Annotated in this window: 15 protein-coding genes; 10 read left to right on the top strand and 5 right to left on the bottom strand. The window is 58.9% G+C overall.

The genetic code is table 11. The features are described from left to right. Positions 1 to 146 precede the first annotated feature (146 nt). Positions 147 to 491, bottom strand: a complete 345-nt coding sequence (locus B5F79_RS03175) for a hypothetical protein (protein WP_087217460.1) — start codon at positions 489 to 491, stop codon at positions 147 to 149. 90 nt (positions 492 to 581) lie between these two features. Further along, entirely contained in the window at positions 582 to 2,405 is a 1,824-nt protein-coding gene (locus B5F79_RS03170; RefSeq protein ID WP_087217459.1) for a GmrSD restriction endonuclease domain-containing protein, read from the bottom strand. Positions 2,406 to 3,004: 599 nt separating this feature from the next. Between B5F79_RS03170 and B5F79_RS03165 the strand changes: the two genes are divergently transcribed. The 6 genes from B5F79_RS03165 to B5F79_RS03140 all read left to right on the top strand — a co-directional run bounded on the left by B5F79_RS03165 (position 3,005) and on the right by B5F79_RS03140 (position 10,011). Beyond that, positions 3,005 to 4,225, top strand: coding sequence for a hypothetical protein (locus tag B5F79_RS03165; RefSeq protein ID WP_158094827.1), 1,221 nt, complete (start codon positions 3,005 to 3,007; stop codon positions 4,223 to 4,225). After that, positions 4,222 to 5,391: an HNH/ENDO VII family nuclease gene (locus tag B5F79_RS03160; RefSeq protein WP_087217457.1), complete on the top strand. Its 1,170-nt coding sequence runs from the start codon at positions 4,222 to 4,224 to the stop codon at positions 5,389 to 5,391. Before B5F79_RS03165 ends, B5F79_RS03160 begins: the two co-directional genes overlap by 4 nt. 57 nt (positions 5,392 to 5,448) lie before the next feature. Beyond that, positions 5,449 to 6,627: a hypothetical protein gene (locus B5F79_RS03155; RefSeq protein WP_087217456.1), complete on the top strand. Its 1,179-nt coding sequence runs from the start codon at positions 5,449 to 5,451 to the stop codon at positions 6,625 to 6,627. Between the two features lie 490 nt (positions 6,628 to 7,117). Beyond that, entirely contained in the window at positions 7,118 to 8,611 is a 1,494-nt protein-coding gene (locus tag B5F79_RS03150; RefSeq protein ID WP_158094826.1) for a gamma-glutamylcyclotransferase family protein, read from the top strand. A 95-nt stretch (positions 8,612 to 8,706) separates the two neighbouring features. Then, entirely contained in the window at positions 8,707 to 9,633 is a 927-nt protein-coding gene (locus B5F79_RS03145; RefSeq protein ID WP_087217454.1) for a hypothetical protein, read from the top strand. A gap of 84 nt (positions 9,634 to 9,717) precedes the next feature. Beyond that, positions 9,718 to 10,011, top strand: a complete 294-nt coding sequence (locus tag B5F79_RS03140) for a hypothetical protein (RefSeq protein ID WP_087217453.1) — start codon at positions 9,718 to 9,720, stop codon at positions 10,009 to 10,011. Positions 10,012 to 10,214: 203 nt separating this feature from the next. Here B5F79_RS03140 and B5F79_RS03135 read toward each other — a convergent pair whose 3' ends face one another. After that, entirely contained in the window at positions 10,215 to 10,934 is a 720-nt protein-coding gene (locus B5F79_RS03135; protein ID WP_087217452.1) for a hypothetical protein, read from the bottom strand. Positions 10,935 to 11,081: 147 nt separating this feature from the next. Further along, positions 11,082 to 11,849 (bottom strand): hypothetical protein, encoded by a 768-nt coding sequence (locus B5F79_RS10790; protein ID WP_143786226.1) that lies wholly within the window; start codon positions 11,847 to 11,849, stop codon positions 11,082 to 11,084. A 99-nt stretch (positions 11,850 to 11,948) separates the two neighbouring features. Between B5F79_RS10790 and B5F79_RS03125 the strand changes: the two genes are divergently transcribed. Both B5F79_RS03125 and B5F79_RS03120 read left to right on the top strand, forming a co-directional pair. Then, complete coding sequence (locus tag B5F79_RS03125) at positions 11,949 to 12,515, top strand: HNH endonuclease (protein ID WP_087217450.1); 567 nt, start codon at positions 11,949 to 11,951, stop codon at positions 12,513 to 12,515. 297 nt (positions 12,516 to 12,812) lie between these two features. Beyond that, a complete protein-coding gene (locus B5F79_RS03120; RefSeq protein ID WP_143786225.1) occupies positions 12,813 to 14,051 on the top strand; it encodes an STAS-like domain-containing protein in 1,239 nt (412 codons plus the stop codon). Positions 14,052 to 14,125: 74 nt separating this feature from the next. Here B5F79_RS03120 and B5F79_RS03115 read toward each other — a convergent pair whose 3' ends face one another. Beyond that, on the bottom strand, positions 14,126 to 15,556 hold the full coding sequence (locus B5F79_RS03115; RefSeq protein WP_206390997.1) for an alanine/glycine:cation symporter family protein: 1,431 nt from the start codon (positions 15,554 to 15,556) through the stop codon (positions 14,126 to 14,128). Between the two features lie 524 nt (positions 15,557 to 16,080). Here B5F79_RS03115 and B5F79_RS03110 point away from each other — a divergent pair. Continuing rightward, complete coding sequence (locus tag B5F79_RS03110) at positions 16,081 to 16,362, top strand: hypothetical protein (RefSeq protein ID WP_143786224.1); 282 nt, start codon at positions 16,081 to 16,083, stop codon at positions 16,360 to 16,362. Next, the gene (locus B5F79_RS03105; protein ID WP_087217447.1) at positions 16,349 to 16,822 is read left to right on the top strand and encodes a hypothetical protein; all 474 of its coding nucleotides are present in this window, start codon (positions 16,349 to 16,351) and stop codon (positions 16,820 to 16,822) included. Before B5F79_RS03110 ends, B5F79_RS03105 begins: the two co-directional genes overlap by 14 nt. Positions 16,823 to 16,967: the final 145 nt, after the last annotated feature.

Here is a 16,967-nt window from a genome sequence, read left to right as displayed (position 1 = left end):
CCCCTGGAATAGACGAACGATCTCCAGTTAAAAGCCAGTCTTGGTGGCTTCCCCGATTTTACCAAAGCAGCCAATCGCCGCTCGATGAGTGGTGCGCAAGCGCGAATCAGTCTGAAGCCGATACCGCTCCGCGAGCCGGTCGACGACTATACAGCGCGGGCAAGCTCCTCGAGACGACCAAGCGCGATTTCCAGCCAGTCGAGCTCTCGCTCGCAAGGCCCCATCGACCAGTGCGTAATGTACCGGCACTGCGAGAAGACCGCGTTGCCGAGCGTCTGCACGTCGTCGATGTGCGCAAGCTCGCGCCTGAGTCCCCGTGCGTCATACAAGGCGAGCCCGTAAAGCTCCTCATACGAGTGACCGCAATCCATCTCGAATCCAAGCTCCCGGAAGCGCACTGCCCAATCGTCGCGCTCGAGTGCGGCGGCACCACGCTCCTCGATTGCAAGCCTCAGCTTGTGAGCGTACTCGGCAACGTCACTGGTCTCCATAGCGGCTTCTCTCTGATTCGTGGGGATGGTTTGCGACACCGCGGGTGCATAGCGCACCGCCCTTCTGCGCCTACGGGGCGTGCGCAACGGTCAGCTCAGGGCACGACCGAACGCAGCCACCGTTTCGTCGGACGCCCTGTCGGGCACCTCCTTGCCCATGGCCTGCTCGATGACGTCGAGGAGCCTCTTCGCGCGATCCAGGAAGAACGTATCGAAGTCATCCGCGGCAAGCGCGTCGTAGTCTACGAGGTGGGACTCCACGCGCCTGCGGAGCTCGTCACCGTCGACCTGCTCATCCTTCATGATCTTCGGGAGGTACTTCGAGGGCGCGACGCCTCCGATCTCCCGGTTCGTGCGCGCGATGAGCGGGGTCTTGTTCACGATAGAGTTCCACTTCGTCCGTTCGAGCCCTGTCTTCTCGCAGTACGCGCGCGGGAAGATGTGGTGGATGTCCGGCGGGGTCTCCATCGACTTCACCATGGTCATCGGGGCACCGTCGACGAAGTCGAGGCAGTTCTCGCGGAACACGAGGGCCATGACGCCCTTATAGGCGGCGCTGTTTCTGGTCTGGAGGCCCAGCAGGCGCGTGGACTGGAAGTAGGCGGCGTTCACGGTGCGCATCGCGGAATCCTTGCCCTCGATCTCCGCCACCAGGTCCTCGATGTCGTTGGCGTAGCGCGTCTCGTTGGCGCCGCCGTACATCTCCCCGAAGATCCCGCACCACAGCCACCGCCGGAGGGTCGCCTTCACCGGCTGCCGGTCGAACGTCTTGCGCCCGATGTAGGCGCAGGTGGCTGCGAGCGGGATGAGCTGCGTGGTGTACGGGAGGTCGCGCATGCGGAAGACGCACTCGCCGATGAGCAGGTCGCGGGCCATGTCGAACCCGTCCAGCAGCGCGTCCAGGTTGGCGACGTAGTCCTCGTAGCGCAGCGCCAGAACGTCCTTCTTCTTGCAGCTCGTGCTGCCCTTGGTGCCGGCGCGCTTTGCGCGATACGTCGTGTAGAGCGTCATGGAGGTCAGAAACGTCGTCTCGTCGACGCCCTGCATGAGATCCGTTCTGATGTCCTTGCCTTCGGCGCAGATGCGCGGGCGCACGACCTTGTTCCAGTTGCCGCGCAGGTCGAAGTCATAGGTGGCGAAGGCCGCCGTCACGAGCTCGAACACGGTGAGGGAGACGCCCCCCGTGTTCACGTTCTCGAAGACCTTGCAGACCGCCTCGCGGGGCGTCGTCTTGTCCAAGGTGATGACCGGAATCTTGTAGTCCTCCATCGTCCTGAGGACATCCTCCTTGAAGTGCTTCCAGAGGGCGTACTCTCCGGACTTAAGACCATAGTGTTCGATGAACTCTGTAAACCAATCGTCACGCTCCTGGGAGTCGAACACGAGGTTTGCGGGAAACATGAGCTCCTCGATCTCGCGCTCACGACTCGTGAGGTCGAGGACGACCTTGCGACCGATGTCCTCGGTGACGACGCGCTTATCCGATATGGAGATGACTGCATCCTCGCGGTCTTCCTCCGGATCGAGGCATTTGCGCATATCGAGGTAGTAGAAGCGGCTGAGCTTCTGGCCGCGCTCGTTCGAGGTGCTGACGGGGTCTTTCCCGAAAAGCGAGCAGTACAGCGAGGTGAGCCGCTGCTGGCCGTCGAGGACGAGGTAGTCGGGCTCGCGGGAAATGCCGTGCGTTCCCTCGAAGGCGCGGTACTTAAGCCTCACCTCACCGCCTCCGCACTCGAGCCTCATGAGCGCGCCCATCGGATACCCCTGCGTTAAGCTCGCGATGATGTTCCTGATGCGCCCGTCATCCCACGTCCAGCTGCGCTGGAACTCCGGGAGCTGATGCGTCCCCTTGCCAACCCCTTCGAGGAGCTCGCCGAGCGAGGTGTCATATGATTTGGGCGCCGCTATAGCCATATTGGCTCCTTCAAGGTAAGAAAGAAGTGTCAGGACTGCATATATATCTCTAATCTCTTATTTTACAACGTGTCGCCCATGGCGAGAACGCGGCGAGAAGAGTCTGTGCAGCTCTGAGATGCCACACCCACCACGGCTCGCTCATCATCGAGGGTCGACCGCAGCCCACTCGCCTCCGCTCCATTGCACGTGGCAGCGCGCACTACGCTATGGCGAATGAGCTGCTGAGCTGTCACGCCTACCCGCGGGTGATGATGGGATGTTGCGCCGCTCGCGACCCTCGCGGCGGACGCCGAGAGCGCTGCGAAGCCGACAGGATGACGCATGCGTCCGCGAACACCGACACCCGTAGGGCGACATGTCCACCCGCGTGTTGACATCATCGAAGTACGGCAACTCCTCCCGTGCTGCCTGAGCAACAGCGTGAATTGAAAATTCTGCGACAATCCCTGCCCTGTTGGGAGGCGTCGTACCCCTCGACGCATACAAGCCCACCTGGACCCTGTAAAATGACCGGGTGCATCTTGAATCGAATCAACACTTCTGTGCACTCCGGTCTTCAGAGAGATTGGGCCCATATGTTCCAGAGAGTGCTCTGCTTGCTGCTGCCTTTCCTCGCCGCCTTATTCGTGGCGACCCCTCATGCCTACGCCGAGGAGGTCGCGGACACCTCGATGTACTACCTCGGTGACGCAGTCAATGCCGGCCTCGACACGGGATATGCAGAGGCAAATGAAATCGGCCAAGATGACCCGCACTTCAGTTGGAGACTCGGACAGTTCATCGTAAGCGGCTATACAAGCGTAGAGCAAAGCCCTGAGGGCTACCCGGTCTTCCTAAAGGTCGCTGGAGACCAGATCCGCCTCTCCTTTAGGCTCGATCAGAACATCAACGCCCTCAACGACAACGACGCACTATCGGTAAACGATGACGACAACGGATCAGACGAGGCTCTCGGGGTCCCCAGAACAGACTTTGGACGCGGAACGCTCATTGTGCGCCAGACAAACTACCAGAACGAGACAATGGAGCCGCAGGTCTACACCGACTACCTGTCTGGAATCGAGCAGGGGGCGGACACTGAGGTTCAGCTCTTCGAGGAGGGCGAATACGAGGTGGCGCTCGACTACGAGGTAAAGGATGATCCTAGAAAAGTCGGCCCCGTGTCTATTGTACCCGGCTTCTCAAACTACAGAATTAGCTTCAAGTTCGCCGTACGCAACGGCAACTGCATGGTTTTCCCGTTTGATGTGGAAACCCACTCCGAGCTAACCAACGAATCCTATGCACAGAACGGCTTCTATCTCGATCTCGCAAGGTCGCGGTACCTCGACATCTACGTCAAGAGGGAGGTCATGGCGCCCGGCGCCGACGGCCTTGTCGAAGACGTGAGGTTCAATGGCCCTGCAAGAGACGGTGATATGTACACCGAAGATGGCGTCTACACGGTAACTGCCTCGAACGAGTACACGGGTCAAACCACGGAGAAAGTCATCTATGTAGGGGACGACCCAGTTCTAAAGGCATACGCCGTCACAGGCCTCCCCATCCAGGAAATCAACCAGAGAATTGCATCCGGCGAGACCATCGACGATGACGGCAGGCTCGTCTCCGCACCGGCTCACATCGACCAGGACACCGCTTCAGAGAGCGAGACACCTCGCAGCTTGACATCCATTGCAGGAGTGGCGCTAGCCATTGCCATCGTCGTGGTGCTCGGAGTTGTCCCAATGCACAGAAAGAGGAAAGCCGGAGGTGCTGGGCTGCCTCCTTCAGGTGAGGGAGTCTCACACGAGGACGAGGAGGAAGACGACCGATGAAGAAACTGCTTTCCGTCCTTCTCTCCGTCTGCCTCGTCCTGACGGGATGCTCCAGCGGAGCATCTGCCCAGGCCCTCTCCAGTCCACAATCCTACGAATATGCGGACGAGTACGCTTCACTTGATGACCCAGAGCTTGTTGAGTCTCTCGAGGAAGGCGTCTACGAGTCGCTCGTATCGGAACTCTCCTCAGACGAGTATCTCGTTGAGGAGGTCGAGGCCGCCTATGTATCCCAAGAGTACATCGAGGAGCTAAGCTATAACTCCTTGGGCAACGTTTTCTTTGGCTACTCGCTCGAGGATGTAATTAACCATTTTGGAGACACCCCCTATGTCTTCACAGCACAGGACGGTCAGACGGTTGTCAAGAAGTTCGTGAGCTACGACCAGACGTGGGACGAGGTCGCCCGCAACGTCGCCATGGGTACGGGCGTGATTGTAGTGCTCGCAACGGTTACCGTCGTCGCTCCCGCGGTGGGCGCCCCGCAGGCAATCACTGCCATCTTTACCTTTGCAACAAAGGGTGCAATCGTCGGAGCAGCAATTGAGGCGCCGGTGTCCGGCGCAGTTGCGGGCATCACGACGGGGTTGGAAACCGGCGATGCAGATGAGGCCATACGCTCCGCAACGCTCGCCGCGAGCGAAGGATACAAGACGGGGGCGATCATCGGAGCCGCAACGGGAGCGCTCGCTGAAGCCTCATTCCTTCGAAGCGCTACGAAGAGCGGCCTCACCATGAGCGAGGCAGCAACCGTACAGATGGAGTCGCGGTACCCTCTCGCAGTCATACGAGATATGCGGAACATCGACGAGTACACCGTGTACAAGAATGCCGGGCTCAAGCCCTGCACCGTGAAGACGCCTCAGGGAACGCGCACGGTCCTTGCCCGGGACCTCGACCTCAAGAGGAAAATCGATGCGGACGGGCACACCAATCTCTGGCTAATGGAACAGGGGTATGCGCCGCGAGACGCTGACGGGTATCCTTACGAGCTGCATCATGTTGGCCAGAAGAACGACGGGGCGCTCGCCATTCTAACGAGAAAGGAACACGACTCAGAAGGATTGCACTTCCAGCAGGAGTCCGAAATCACCCGTAGGACCTTCAAGACGGAGCGCAGGAACATATACAAGTACATCGCCGAGCGCTACTCCGAAGCAGCATAGATTCCGTTAGGAATAGAATGACCGTATCGGCTCAGTTGGCTGGCGAGGGGACGGACAATGTCAGAGAGCAAGCAGATTCAGCGTCCGGGAGAGCTCACTTTGGGGCTCGTGCCCACTGATATTGAAGTCAAGGCGGACAACGCCCTCCGTATCCCGTTAGACCAGCTCCCAGCGCTAGGCGCCGGTCTTGCGTCGCTCGCCGAGGCGATTGCGCCGGCCGTCGCCGCCGCTACCGCTCCCGTGCTCTTCACGGTGACCGATGCCGCAGGTTCTCCCCTATCCCCCTCCGTGCTCCAGGCATTCAAGGACGGCACGGGGCTCCTTGCCTCGTACCGAGACCCCGAGAAGGGTTTCGCCCAGGCGCGCCTCCACGTCGCCGACGCCGCCCAGGCGCCCGTCGTGGCGTTCGATCCGGCGACGCTCGCCATGGCCGCCGCCCTCATGGTCATCACACAGAAGCTCGACTCGATCCAGCGCACGCAAGAGGAGATGTTCGAGTACCTTCGCCAGCGCGACAAGGCTGAGCTCAGGGGAGCTCTTCAGGCCCTCGCGGACATCGCACGGGACTATCGCTTCAACTGGGGGAATGTGACCTTCCTCCAGAGCGCACACGCACAGGTACTCGAGGTAAGGAAGCAGGCGGACGCCGCCGTGACACTCCAGCGCGCCCAAGTTAGGGGAAAGCTCGCCGGCGGCCCCATTGAAGTCCGCGCTGCGGTGGAAGCTAGGTTGGGAGAGCTCGTCGACCACCTCGCGGAATACCGCCTAGCAACCTATGCGAATGCCCTTGCATCGTTCCTTGAGCCGCTGCTAAGCGGCAACACCGACGCTACCTACCTCCGCTCGGTCGCCGAGCGAATCTCCGCTCACGGAGTCGCGTATCGCGAACTCTACACCGAGTGCTACGAAGCCGTCGAGGCGAGCTCACGCGCCTCCCTGGACTCAGCGATACTTGGCGGAATCTCCGAGGCGGGCAAGGCGCTTGGCGGGCTGCTCTCGATGACACCCATCGGTGACCTCACACCGGTCGACGACGCTCTCTCCGACGCGGGTGAGGACCTCGGTAAGTTCAACGAGGGTATCACCGACTCGCTGCTGGGGAGGCTCCGAGCGATGAGCTCGCCCGAGGTGCTTCCGCTCCAGCAGGGCGTCGAATCGCTCGCGTCGCTCCGCGAGAGGCCTATGGCCATTGCCGCCGACTCGGGTGCGCTTTACCTCCTTCCAAGCGAGGAGTAGCTTCCAGCACGCGGACTCCCATCAGTACGTTTTGGCAATGTCAGAAGCAGGTTCTTCTCGCCGCTGCCAGAGAGGTAACCGGTCACGATGCCGTCCCTGGAATCATTTGTCACCGAGCTTGGGAGAAGGCCCCGACTGAACTCATCGCCGCGCGCAACGCTCTCACCGAAAAGCCGCATGATCTCGAAGCGGGCTTTCTGCCAAACGAACCTTAGTGTTTGATGTTGGGCCGAGCTCGTAAACTCGCTATGAGGCGATCAACCAGTGCCCGATCGCACCAGCCGAGCTCATGGTGCGATTCAACCCTGAGATCTCGGGAGAGGAAAACCCATGCCGTGAGCCGTCAACAGGAAGCTCGCGTCAACTACGGCCACCCTCTGAGCGACCCACCTAAAAACCAAGCACAGCTTGGTGGAGTGCTTCGCGCTGTCCCCGCACAATGACATCGTCAGCTGACAGATGCAACCACACAGTGAAGGGACTGAACAATATGGCACTCCGACTCAAGTACGCAATGAACTTCGAAGCTATAGAGCCCTCCTATGACCTCACGATGAGCATCGAGGAACTTGACGCTCAGATGGGTGACCTCAGACACTTCCGTGACGAGGGACTGTTCCGCGACTCCGATTGGCAGAAGTCCGTGAGGGATATCCTCGATTTCCAGCACGAAGACGGCAGTTTTGGGTTTGTTGACCCCCGCCACGTCCCCGCCGACGCACGCGTCGACTTTGTCTATCGCCCGAGCTATGCATGCTGCCAGGTTCTTATCAAGCTTGTGCTTGAGGGCGGGGTCGACGACACGGTTATCCGGAGTCTTAGCAAGGGCTTGGAGTTCTGCTGCAAGCGACGCCTCTTTGGCCATGGATTCGATGGGAGTCGTCAGCAGATCGAGGACATCAACGACTTCGTCTCCTGCGGAACACTGGAGCTTGCGAGCTCTTGTCCGGACGTCTGCCCGGAGTTCTTTGCCCTTCTGAACGCCATCGGGACAGAGTACGCGGAGAGGGTCCGTACGTGCAACGTCTTCGATGACTTTGGTGAGTTTCTCGCCGTAGACACGATGCAAGTGGCACGAGCGCTTGGGCACGAGGAGCTTCTTCCGCTCTTTGTGTACGGAACGCTGATGACGGGAATGCCGAACGAATCGCTCGTTTCGGAGAGCGGCTATCTGGGAGCGGCTACGGTTTCAGGCTTTACCCTATACGACCTGGGCGCGTACCCCAGCATTCGCCATACCGGAGCTAACGGCGGTGAGAGCCTTGTTCACGGTGAAATCAGGCTGGTAGACGTTGACACGCTGGTTGCCATCAACCGCCTTGAGGGGGAAGGTGCTCTCTATCGCGCGGAGCGAGTGACCGCACGGGTCGCAGGTCGCGAGGTTCCCGCGATCGCCTATGTCTACCTGCATGATATTAATTCCAAAAACGAAGTCCCTACCGTTCTGCAACCATACAACCGTTACGTTTCCGTAAGAGACTCCCTCATCTGGTATGTCTGCTATGGGTCGAACATGCTATTCGAGCGCTTCATGAACTACGTCAGAGGAGGACGCTGCCGATTCAACGAGCGGAGCTACGGAGGCTGCGGCGATACGACGCCGCCACTTGCAAGCGAACCGGCTCTTCTCCCCTACTCGGTCTACTTTGGCAACATGAGTGGATCCTGGGATGGCAGTGGGGTGGCGTTTCTTGACCCAGCTCGGGAAGGACAATCCTTTGCGCGTGCATACCTTATCACGCGTGAGCAGTTTGAACAGATTCACAGCGCAGAGGGGCGCGGCGAGTCTTGGTATCCGGACGCACTCGAGCTGGGCTCGAGAGCTGGCATCCCGATGGTTACGTTCACCAATAGGTGCCGTCGACCGGAGAACGCGCCAAGCGGGGCCTATCTCGAAGTGATGCGCTCTGGACTTAGGGAGACTCATTTCCATGAGGATCCAGAGCAGTTGGAGAGCTATCTCAGAGAGATTGCCTCGACATAGTCCGTACGGGGTCGGACGGGTGCCGTTGGGACGCGTCCGTCCAACCCCCATCTGGTAGCGCTTGCTAAGATGCTGATAGATATGAGGGGGGTCCGATGACCGTTTCTGAGTTCATTCGCCAACACATGCCAGACGCTACGCAGCTTGAACGAATGCTGTGGGACGAAAACGCCGGGCGCAGTCTGAGCAGGCTCGATGCGGCACCGGTCAATTCCTCGGAACTTCGCCAGGTGATTCGTCGCTATGCAAACGGCCCACAGGGGCCATTCGGCACGGAGCGACTCGATCTTTTCCATGAGACCCATGAGCTGTTTGAAATGCTGGCTAAAGAGGCAGGCAACGAAGGGCTCACCCCATACGACCTCAAGAACTCCTTCATCGGTAACGAGGAGGCAGACCTCATCATGCTCGCTGCCTCACACGAGAGCGTGTCCCAGGAGTATCTCGCTGGAAACGTTCTCTGCTGCTCTGTGAACGCAATCGGCGAACGCCGCACTCGCCTAAAGGACGGCGTTCGCATCGGCAACATGTGCGTCCAGACCGACTTCGGCTATCACGGCGAGTTCAAGTCCTCGGTACATCCCATTTGCCTGCCGCTCAACCTCTCCGACGTTTACGTGCTGCTGGATGCGCTCAAGAGTTATGAGGCGGCGCGCGAGGCGAAGGATCCACATCGGCTGCTGTGCGAAAGAATCTCCGGAATGATACACGTGCAGCTCAGCGATTATGCAAAAGGAATCCTTGATTCCCGCTTCGAGCGGAAGGGACATTACTTTACGGACGAGAACCCCGTTTACAAAGATGATCAAAAGTCTCATTGGCGCTGGATCATGCTCGAGAAAAGTGGAGCGAAGGTAGAGGTCGAACTGATTGACGGAAGCGTCTCTGTTGGGATGATTGCTCACTCACCTGGAAAGAGGGAGGAGCTTCCGGGGCTTGCTCTTAAGCTGGATGACGGTTCAGTGCTCTCGGCACCTTGGGTCGACGTTGTTGACATCAGGCAAGCAGGAGAGCGCAGATAGGAAGTTCCTTGACGACCTGAGTACGGCCACAGGTCCTTCTCGCGTACTTTGGCCACTCCTGCCGCTTCATAGGCATATGCAGAGATGTATACGGGTTCGGGGTGCACGGGTATCGCCCACCTTGTCATAAGCGACGGAAAGAACGTACTCTACACCTATGCCTTCGGAAACCGAAACGATTCAGACAACAATCCAATCAAGGACAGCGAGCCCATCATCGAGATTGAACTCTTCGCCTCCATCCACAGAATCATGCAAACAGGGCGATACCCGGAAAGCACACACGAGACGGCGAAGAGCATCGTCTTCGTCCAGATGATTGGTGTCGAAGCCCTGAAAAACAAGAGTTGTTCCGATGCAATGACCATCAACCTGTGAAACGTTAATCGTCAGGAATCTACGGTAGCCAGACTGTTGCGAACCCCAGACTACTCGCCGCCGACAATGTCGTCACGCCGGGATGGCACCGGGCATACCAAACCGAGGTCCATATCCAAGCGCGATGGCACCACCGCCGAAACCACTCCAGACGACCGCGCAATGAGAAATCCGTTCCGACGGCCGAGGCCGCCTCCACGCGCTCAGCGCTCGCCTACCCTCCTCCAGACGCCAGTTCTGTCGTCCCAGGCGAGCTCAATGTTATCTCCGGTCTCCTCATCGAAGACGACGCGCTCGGCGTGTACATCACCAATCACGGGCGTAAGGTCCTCCGGCTCCTGCCAGTCGAACCTCCAAGCCGTCCGCGTCACCGTGAAGCCCAGGCTCACGTCGCCCGTGCGCATCTCGAGGAGGCACTCAATCTCGTCCACGCAGGCGTCGCACGCCGCCGTCTCGCGCACACGGTACTCGACGCGCCAGGGCACGGGCTCGCCGGGCAGTGCGCGCCCGCAGAAGTCCCTAACCGCGCGCTCCACGGCGCCCGCGAAGCGGTAGGCGACGACCACGGGCGCTCCGTCCGCGACACCGTCGGCGAGCCCCTCGAGCCTCGCGAGTGCGACTCCGAGCCACTCAACCTGCTCGTCGCAGGACCCCATCGCCCAGTGGGTGATGTAGCGGCACTGGGAGAAGCACGCGTCCCCGAGCGTCTGCAAATCGTCGATGCAAGCAAGCTTGTGCCTGAGCCCCTGCACGTCATGCAGGGCGAGACCGTAGCGCTCCTCGTACGAGTGCCCGCAGTCCATCTTGAAACCGAGCCCCCAGAAGCGCTCTGCCCAGTCAGTCCTCTCGAGCGCGACGGCACCCCGCCCCTCGATCTTCTCCCTGAGTTCGTGCGCGAATCGCGCGACGTCACGTCCTTCCACGGCAGCCTCCCTTCTTCTCACGGGTAAAGCGTCACGTGCACAACGAGAATGCCACCGCTTCGCAACACTACGTCTGACCTGCTCGTTGTTTTCTACATCCGCCTGTATTGTTTGGACATCATCTCATGCGGAACGACAGCATCCAATCTACCCGAAATGAAGCCCGCTGCTGATTAGCTTCTCCGCATAGTCATGAAACGCTACGTAAGCTTTTTGAGCAAGTACTCTTTGCGCATCAATCGTTGGAATTAAAGAGTGCCAGTCAAGCCTGTCTTCGGCATGGTGAACCACAATCATCCCAGACGAGGCATCCTTCTTTACTCGAACGTACGGATAGCCCATATGGATGGGAGAGAGAATGTCGTGATGCTTTTCTCCATGGAGCTTTTCAAGTAGATTAGCCCCAATATGCTCCTTGCCATGAAGCGCATCCAGACACTCCCGCAGACAATCTAACTCCGGGCTCTTCATCCCATGAGCCTCAAACAGCTTATATTTGCTTGTATTCTTTTCCGCAATTTCCTCGATGGACATGGCGCCTTCAGCGCCACTTTGTGCAATTATAGACAGCTTCCAAGTCGCTTGATATATCTTATCTTTAATCTCCTTAGGTAAGTCGATTGCGGACCGAACTGTGGGCTCAACATAATCGGAAAGAATGCATCCCCAGACCGTCCCCTCCAAATCATCAAGATGAGACTGCTCCACTTCTGTCCAGGCACGCAACGAACGAATGTGCCTTCTCAGCATCTTAATTTCGTGATTCAGAGCCAAGATGTAGCGGTTATATGAATCATAAAACGCCGAATAGAATATAGGGGTTGACCGAGGGGAGAATAGTTTGGACTCAGGGTCAGACAAAACAATCTCATCCCTCTTCCGGCAGTACTCACTGACGCAATCAAACTCATTCATATTCTGCGGTCATCTCCTCGTTCTCTAGTGCTAACAAGCAATAGATAATGCCTACATGATGTCAGGTTTTTGACTATCTTCGCAGAGCTTGCTGCAACCATGCCCAAGGCGATGTGGGAGCTCGAGCAAATCGGAACTCGAATCTCCTGCGACGGAGAGAACGAGGCCTCAGGTTCTTCTCGCCCTGACCAGCCGCAGCAGCTTGGGCTAGAACGTGTTGAGCGGGTTCGCACGCGCGTCAACCAGGACTACTTCCGCAGCGTGCTTCTTTCCAACTACGGCGGCATCTGCTGTCTCACGGGTATCGACATTCCCGCCCTGCTCACGGCGAGCCACATCAAGCCGTGGGCGGCGGCCACACCGAGCGAGCGACTCATGTCATCGAACGGCCTTTTGCTCAACGCACTGCACGACCGCGCCTTCGACCGCGGCCTCATCACGCTCGACGACCGCTACCGCGTCGTGGTCTCCTCGCGCGTGCCGCACACGCCTACGAACGACCAGTGGCTCTACGCCTTCGACGGGAGGAAGGTCGCCCTGCCAGGAAGCGACGAGTCGACCTGGCCGAGCCTCGACTTCATCCACTACCACAATGACTGCGTCTCCGAGCGGCGCGCACGAGCGGACTTCACGATAGCTCATCATTACGCCATACGCCCAGCTTGATAAAAAAACAGGTGGCGTGCTATTCCCGATATAGAGCTGCACTCCAAAGCTAACTACAAATTAGTGAGAAGACGATGATTGGGAGTCGAAGACGGGTCGGTCCCTCATCCTGGCGCCCCTGCTAGACAAAGGATAGCAGGGGCGCCAGGATGAGGGAGAGCGAATTAATCAACTTTTAATTATTCTACTTAGTTACGCCATAAAAGCGCCCCCATGTTTCGCTTGCATCAGAGGCGTAGGGGGCTTCGTGGATATAATAGCAGCACTTCTCACGACGAACAATAAAGAGAGGCCACGTTGGTCACCGTTCCTACACCAAACAGTACTGGCTACAAGACGATATGGCTCAAGCCAGTAAAGGGCGCGGCCTCCCATCTTGTTCGCATCATAAATGATAGCCTGGCGGAAGGGTTCCGGACATTCAAAATCAAAATCAAGAATGGCGGCGAGGGCCTATACCCCAACATCTGCCTACCAATAGCGGGGACAATCGAGTATTACTCCTCACTGGGCTGCCAGTTTCTTCCGTCCCGATCATCCTCAGGTAGCTCCTACGCAAGCATAATCGGATTACTCAATCCATACTCGAATCCGCTTGAGGTCAGGCAGGACGCTTTCCTTGACAAGATATGGCGAATCAATGCGGACACCCACTACCAAGTAGTAACTGGCACCATCAATTCCCTCCGCAAGGCTGCCGTAATGAGCAGCGGAGTTCTAAACGCACTTGAGCTCTGTCTGAATGAGATTTCAGACAATATTCTCGTTCACTCGACTCGCTGCGAAGAGAACTCTCCCTCAGGACTTGTCATGACCCAATACCACAAGTCAACTGGAAGAATCGCAATTTCTGTTTACGACCAGGGAATCGGAATCCCAGCATCACTAAAGAAGGGCGGAATCGCCTTCGAGAACACGAAAGATGCCATCCTACTCTCCATGCAGGCAGGAGTAACTGACGGCAAAGGCGCCGGCAACGGGCTATGGCTCCTGAAATCCATCATTGAGCAAGGACGTGGATCTCTGGAAATAACATCCGACGGAGTTCGATACTCCTTAATCCACCGAGAGGATTACTCCTCGCGCGAGACCTTCTCGAAGTCACTGAGCCTTATCGGGGGAACCACACTAGTTGATTTCCAGCTAGACGTTAGTCAGCCAATTGAGCTTGATAAAGTCCTTGGTCCCAACGGCTTCATTGACCTCTGGATGGAAGAGCGCGAGGAAGACTGGGATGGAACCATTGTCCGACTCAACGTTGCAAAAGAGGCAGACGGGCTCGGGAGCAGAATTGACGGAAGCAGCTTCAGAAATCTAGTTCTGAACGTAATGTCTTCAGCCCAAACCGTCATTCTCGATTTCTCCAGCGTAAGTATCGTCAGCTTGTCCTTTGCAGACGAGGCGATCGGAAAGCTGATTGACACAATTGGGTTCGGCTCCTTTCTTGAAAGAATCAAGATCGAGCAAGCGAACGAGACGTGCTTGACGATTATTCAGACTATTATCTCGCAACATCCGTCCGGACAGGAAAGCTGATTGACAGAGCAGACAACGTCCTGGCCGTAGCTACAAACAGCACGCGAGCTTCTCGCCAAGACCGGATGCCCTACTCACTTGTCCCTAAACACCAGCAACCCGCTGTAATCCGTGTCGCGCGGGCGTCGGCGGTCGGGGTCGCGGAAGAAGTCCGCCGCGAGCCGGCGGATCACGGGCGAGAGGGCGATCAGCGCGATGAGGTTCGGGATTGCCATGAGACCGTTGAAGCAGTCGGCGAACTCCCACACCACGTCGAGGTTGGTCACGCAGCCAGTGAACACCATAGCGACGTAGGCAACCTGGTAGACGCGCACCGCCACGCGCTGGGCGCGACTCTTGCGGAAGAGGTACTCGACGCACTTCTCGCCGTAGTAGTACCAGGCGATGAGCGTGGCAAACGCGAAGAGCATGAGACCCACGGTCACGATGTACTGGCCGCCGGGGATGCTCTGCCCAAAGGCCGCCGAGCTCATGGCGCCCTCGGACATCATGGGGTCGGCGTGCCACAGCCCCGAGGTGATGATCACGAGGCCCGTGATGGTGCACATGACGATGGTGTCGAAGAACACCTCGAAGGTGCCCCACAGGCCCTGGCGGGCGGGGTGGTCGGTGTCGGCGGAGGCGTGCGCGATGGGCGCCGAGCCCATGCCCGCCTCGTGGGTGAACACGCCGCGCGACATGCCCACGCGGCACGCGTACATGACCGTGGCACCCAGGAAGCCGCCCGTGGCCGCCGTGCCGGTGAAGGCGTCGCGGAAGATCTGGCCGATGGCGGCGGGGATCTCGCCGGCGTTGACCACGAGCACCGCCGCGGCGCCGAGCAGGTAGAAGATCGCCGCGAAGGGCACGAGCCTCTCGGTAATCTGTGCGATGCGGGTAATGCCGCCGATGAGGACGAGTCCTGCGAGCAGCGCCACGACGGCACCGATGACGGGCAGCGGCACGCCGAAGGTCGCGTTCACGCTGCCGGCGAGCGAGTTGGCCTGCACGCTCGCGCCGATGCCGAAGGACGCCAGGAAGCCGAAAGCGGCGAACAGCATCGCGAGCCAGGTCTTGCCCAGCCCGCGGGAGATGTAGTACATGGGGCCGCCCACGATCTCGCCGCGCTCGTTGCGCGTGCGGTACGCCACCGAGAGCGTGACCTCGCAGAACTTGATGACCATGCCGGCCAGCGCGGAGAGCCACAGCCAGAAGATCGAGCCCGGGCCGCCCGTGGCCACCGCGAGCGCCACGCCCACGATGTTGCCGGTGCCGAGCGTCGCGGCGAGCGCGGTGCACACCGCCTGGAAGGGCGAGATGGTGCCCTCCCCCGCCTCCGACGGGTCGGCGCGCCGGAAGAGCGTCTTGGTGGTGTAGCGCATGACCACGTTGAAGCGCGTGAACACGACGCCCTTGGTGACGGCGAGCAGGAACACGCCGGTTCCGAGCATCAGCACGACCATGGGGGCGCCCCACAGCACGTTGTCGTTCAGCGCGGTGATGGCGGACATGAGGAAGTCGAACATGAGGGGCCTCTCGTTTGGCGCGCGGGCAGTTTCAGCTACACAGAGGGTAACTTTGCCCTACCCGTGTTTCCGCAGCGTGACGGGAGCGTTGATTGATGGGCCGCCGGGCGCCCATGGGAGCGACGCACCGTTTTACCGCCACTGGCGGTAAAGATTTGACGGTAAAGTCGCGAGCGTCGCGAACGCACGGACCTCACTGTCCACGAGCGCAACGACAAGGTGGTCACCCGCCGAGAAGTGCCTGCCGCCGCGCAGCTCAGAGCGCCCAAGGGAGCTTATCTACCGGTGACACACGAAACCCAACCGTCTGTCGATAGAGATTCGAACCATATGTCCTTCTCGACTGTCTTGAGCTGGGAACGCAGCTACGTGGAAGACAACTGCAAGACAAGGCCTACCTCCCCCGTGCTAGGGTCTTACTCCCCCATGGAGACACGGAGGCTTCATGAGGAACTCCCTTAAGAGCTTGAACGCGAGCGCGCTACACTTGAAGAGAAAGGAACAATATGGTTGGAGGACTCGTCATGGACGTCTCGTCGGCACAGGCCGCAGCAAAGAAGGCAGTTGAGATTCTCGTGGAGCTCATCCCGGAGGCTAAGTACGCGGCTCTCGAGGGCATCGAGCTGAGCGAGGACGAAACTAGCTGGCACGTCGTTGTTGGCTACGTCCTCGGAAGCGACCTTCCGGCAACGGCCCTTGCAGGACTCACTACCAGCCCAAAGTCACTGCGCACCTATATGACGCTCATCCTCGACAGGGCCACGCTCGAGTTCAAGAGGATGGAGCCCTACCATGAGCCGGCGTAAGGTCGCACTCGACACCAACGTATTCCTGCTTTTTCTTGTTGGACTCGCAGACCGCGCGACAATAGCCCGCCACAAGCGTCTTGCCGCCTACGATGCTGGCTCCTACGACGCACTCTGCAGGCTTCTTGCGAGCTATGACGAAATCGTCGTCACGCCAGGATGTCTCGCAGAGACGACCAATCTCCTGGACTCGGACAAGGGTTCTCGCACGCGCTGCCATCAGATACTGAAGGAGCTCATTGAGTCTGGAGAAGCGCTCAGCGAGAAGCACATCCCCGCCGTTAAGGTAGTCGAGGAGAAGCCCTTCATGTGGCTGGGATTCACCGACGCATCGTACGTTGAACTCGCTGAGAAGGGCATCCCCGTCATCACCGCCGACTTTAAGCTCTACCAGCAGGTAGTCGCACGAAGCGAGGAATCGGTCAACTTCACCACCGTGGCATTCAACTTCGCAGGTTGAGGCAGCTCGCGCAAAACGAGGGCCCGCCGGGCATGGCAGAACCGGCGGGCCCCTTTCAAGGGATTGCGACGAGGTGGAGCGTCCCAGTCGCGAGTGGTGCAAGGTTGACAGTTTGCCCGGGGCCAGCTGTCAAGGTTGACAGTTT

This window comes from Olsenella sp. An285 (assembly GCF_002159625.1).
Lineage (GTDB): Bacteria > Actinomycetota > Coriobacteriia > Coriobacteriales > Atopobiaceae > Thermophilibacter > Thermophilibacter avicola.
Note: the sequence above shows the minus strand (reverse complement) of the source record. Positions and strands in the feature narration are given on the sequence as shown.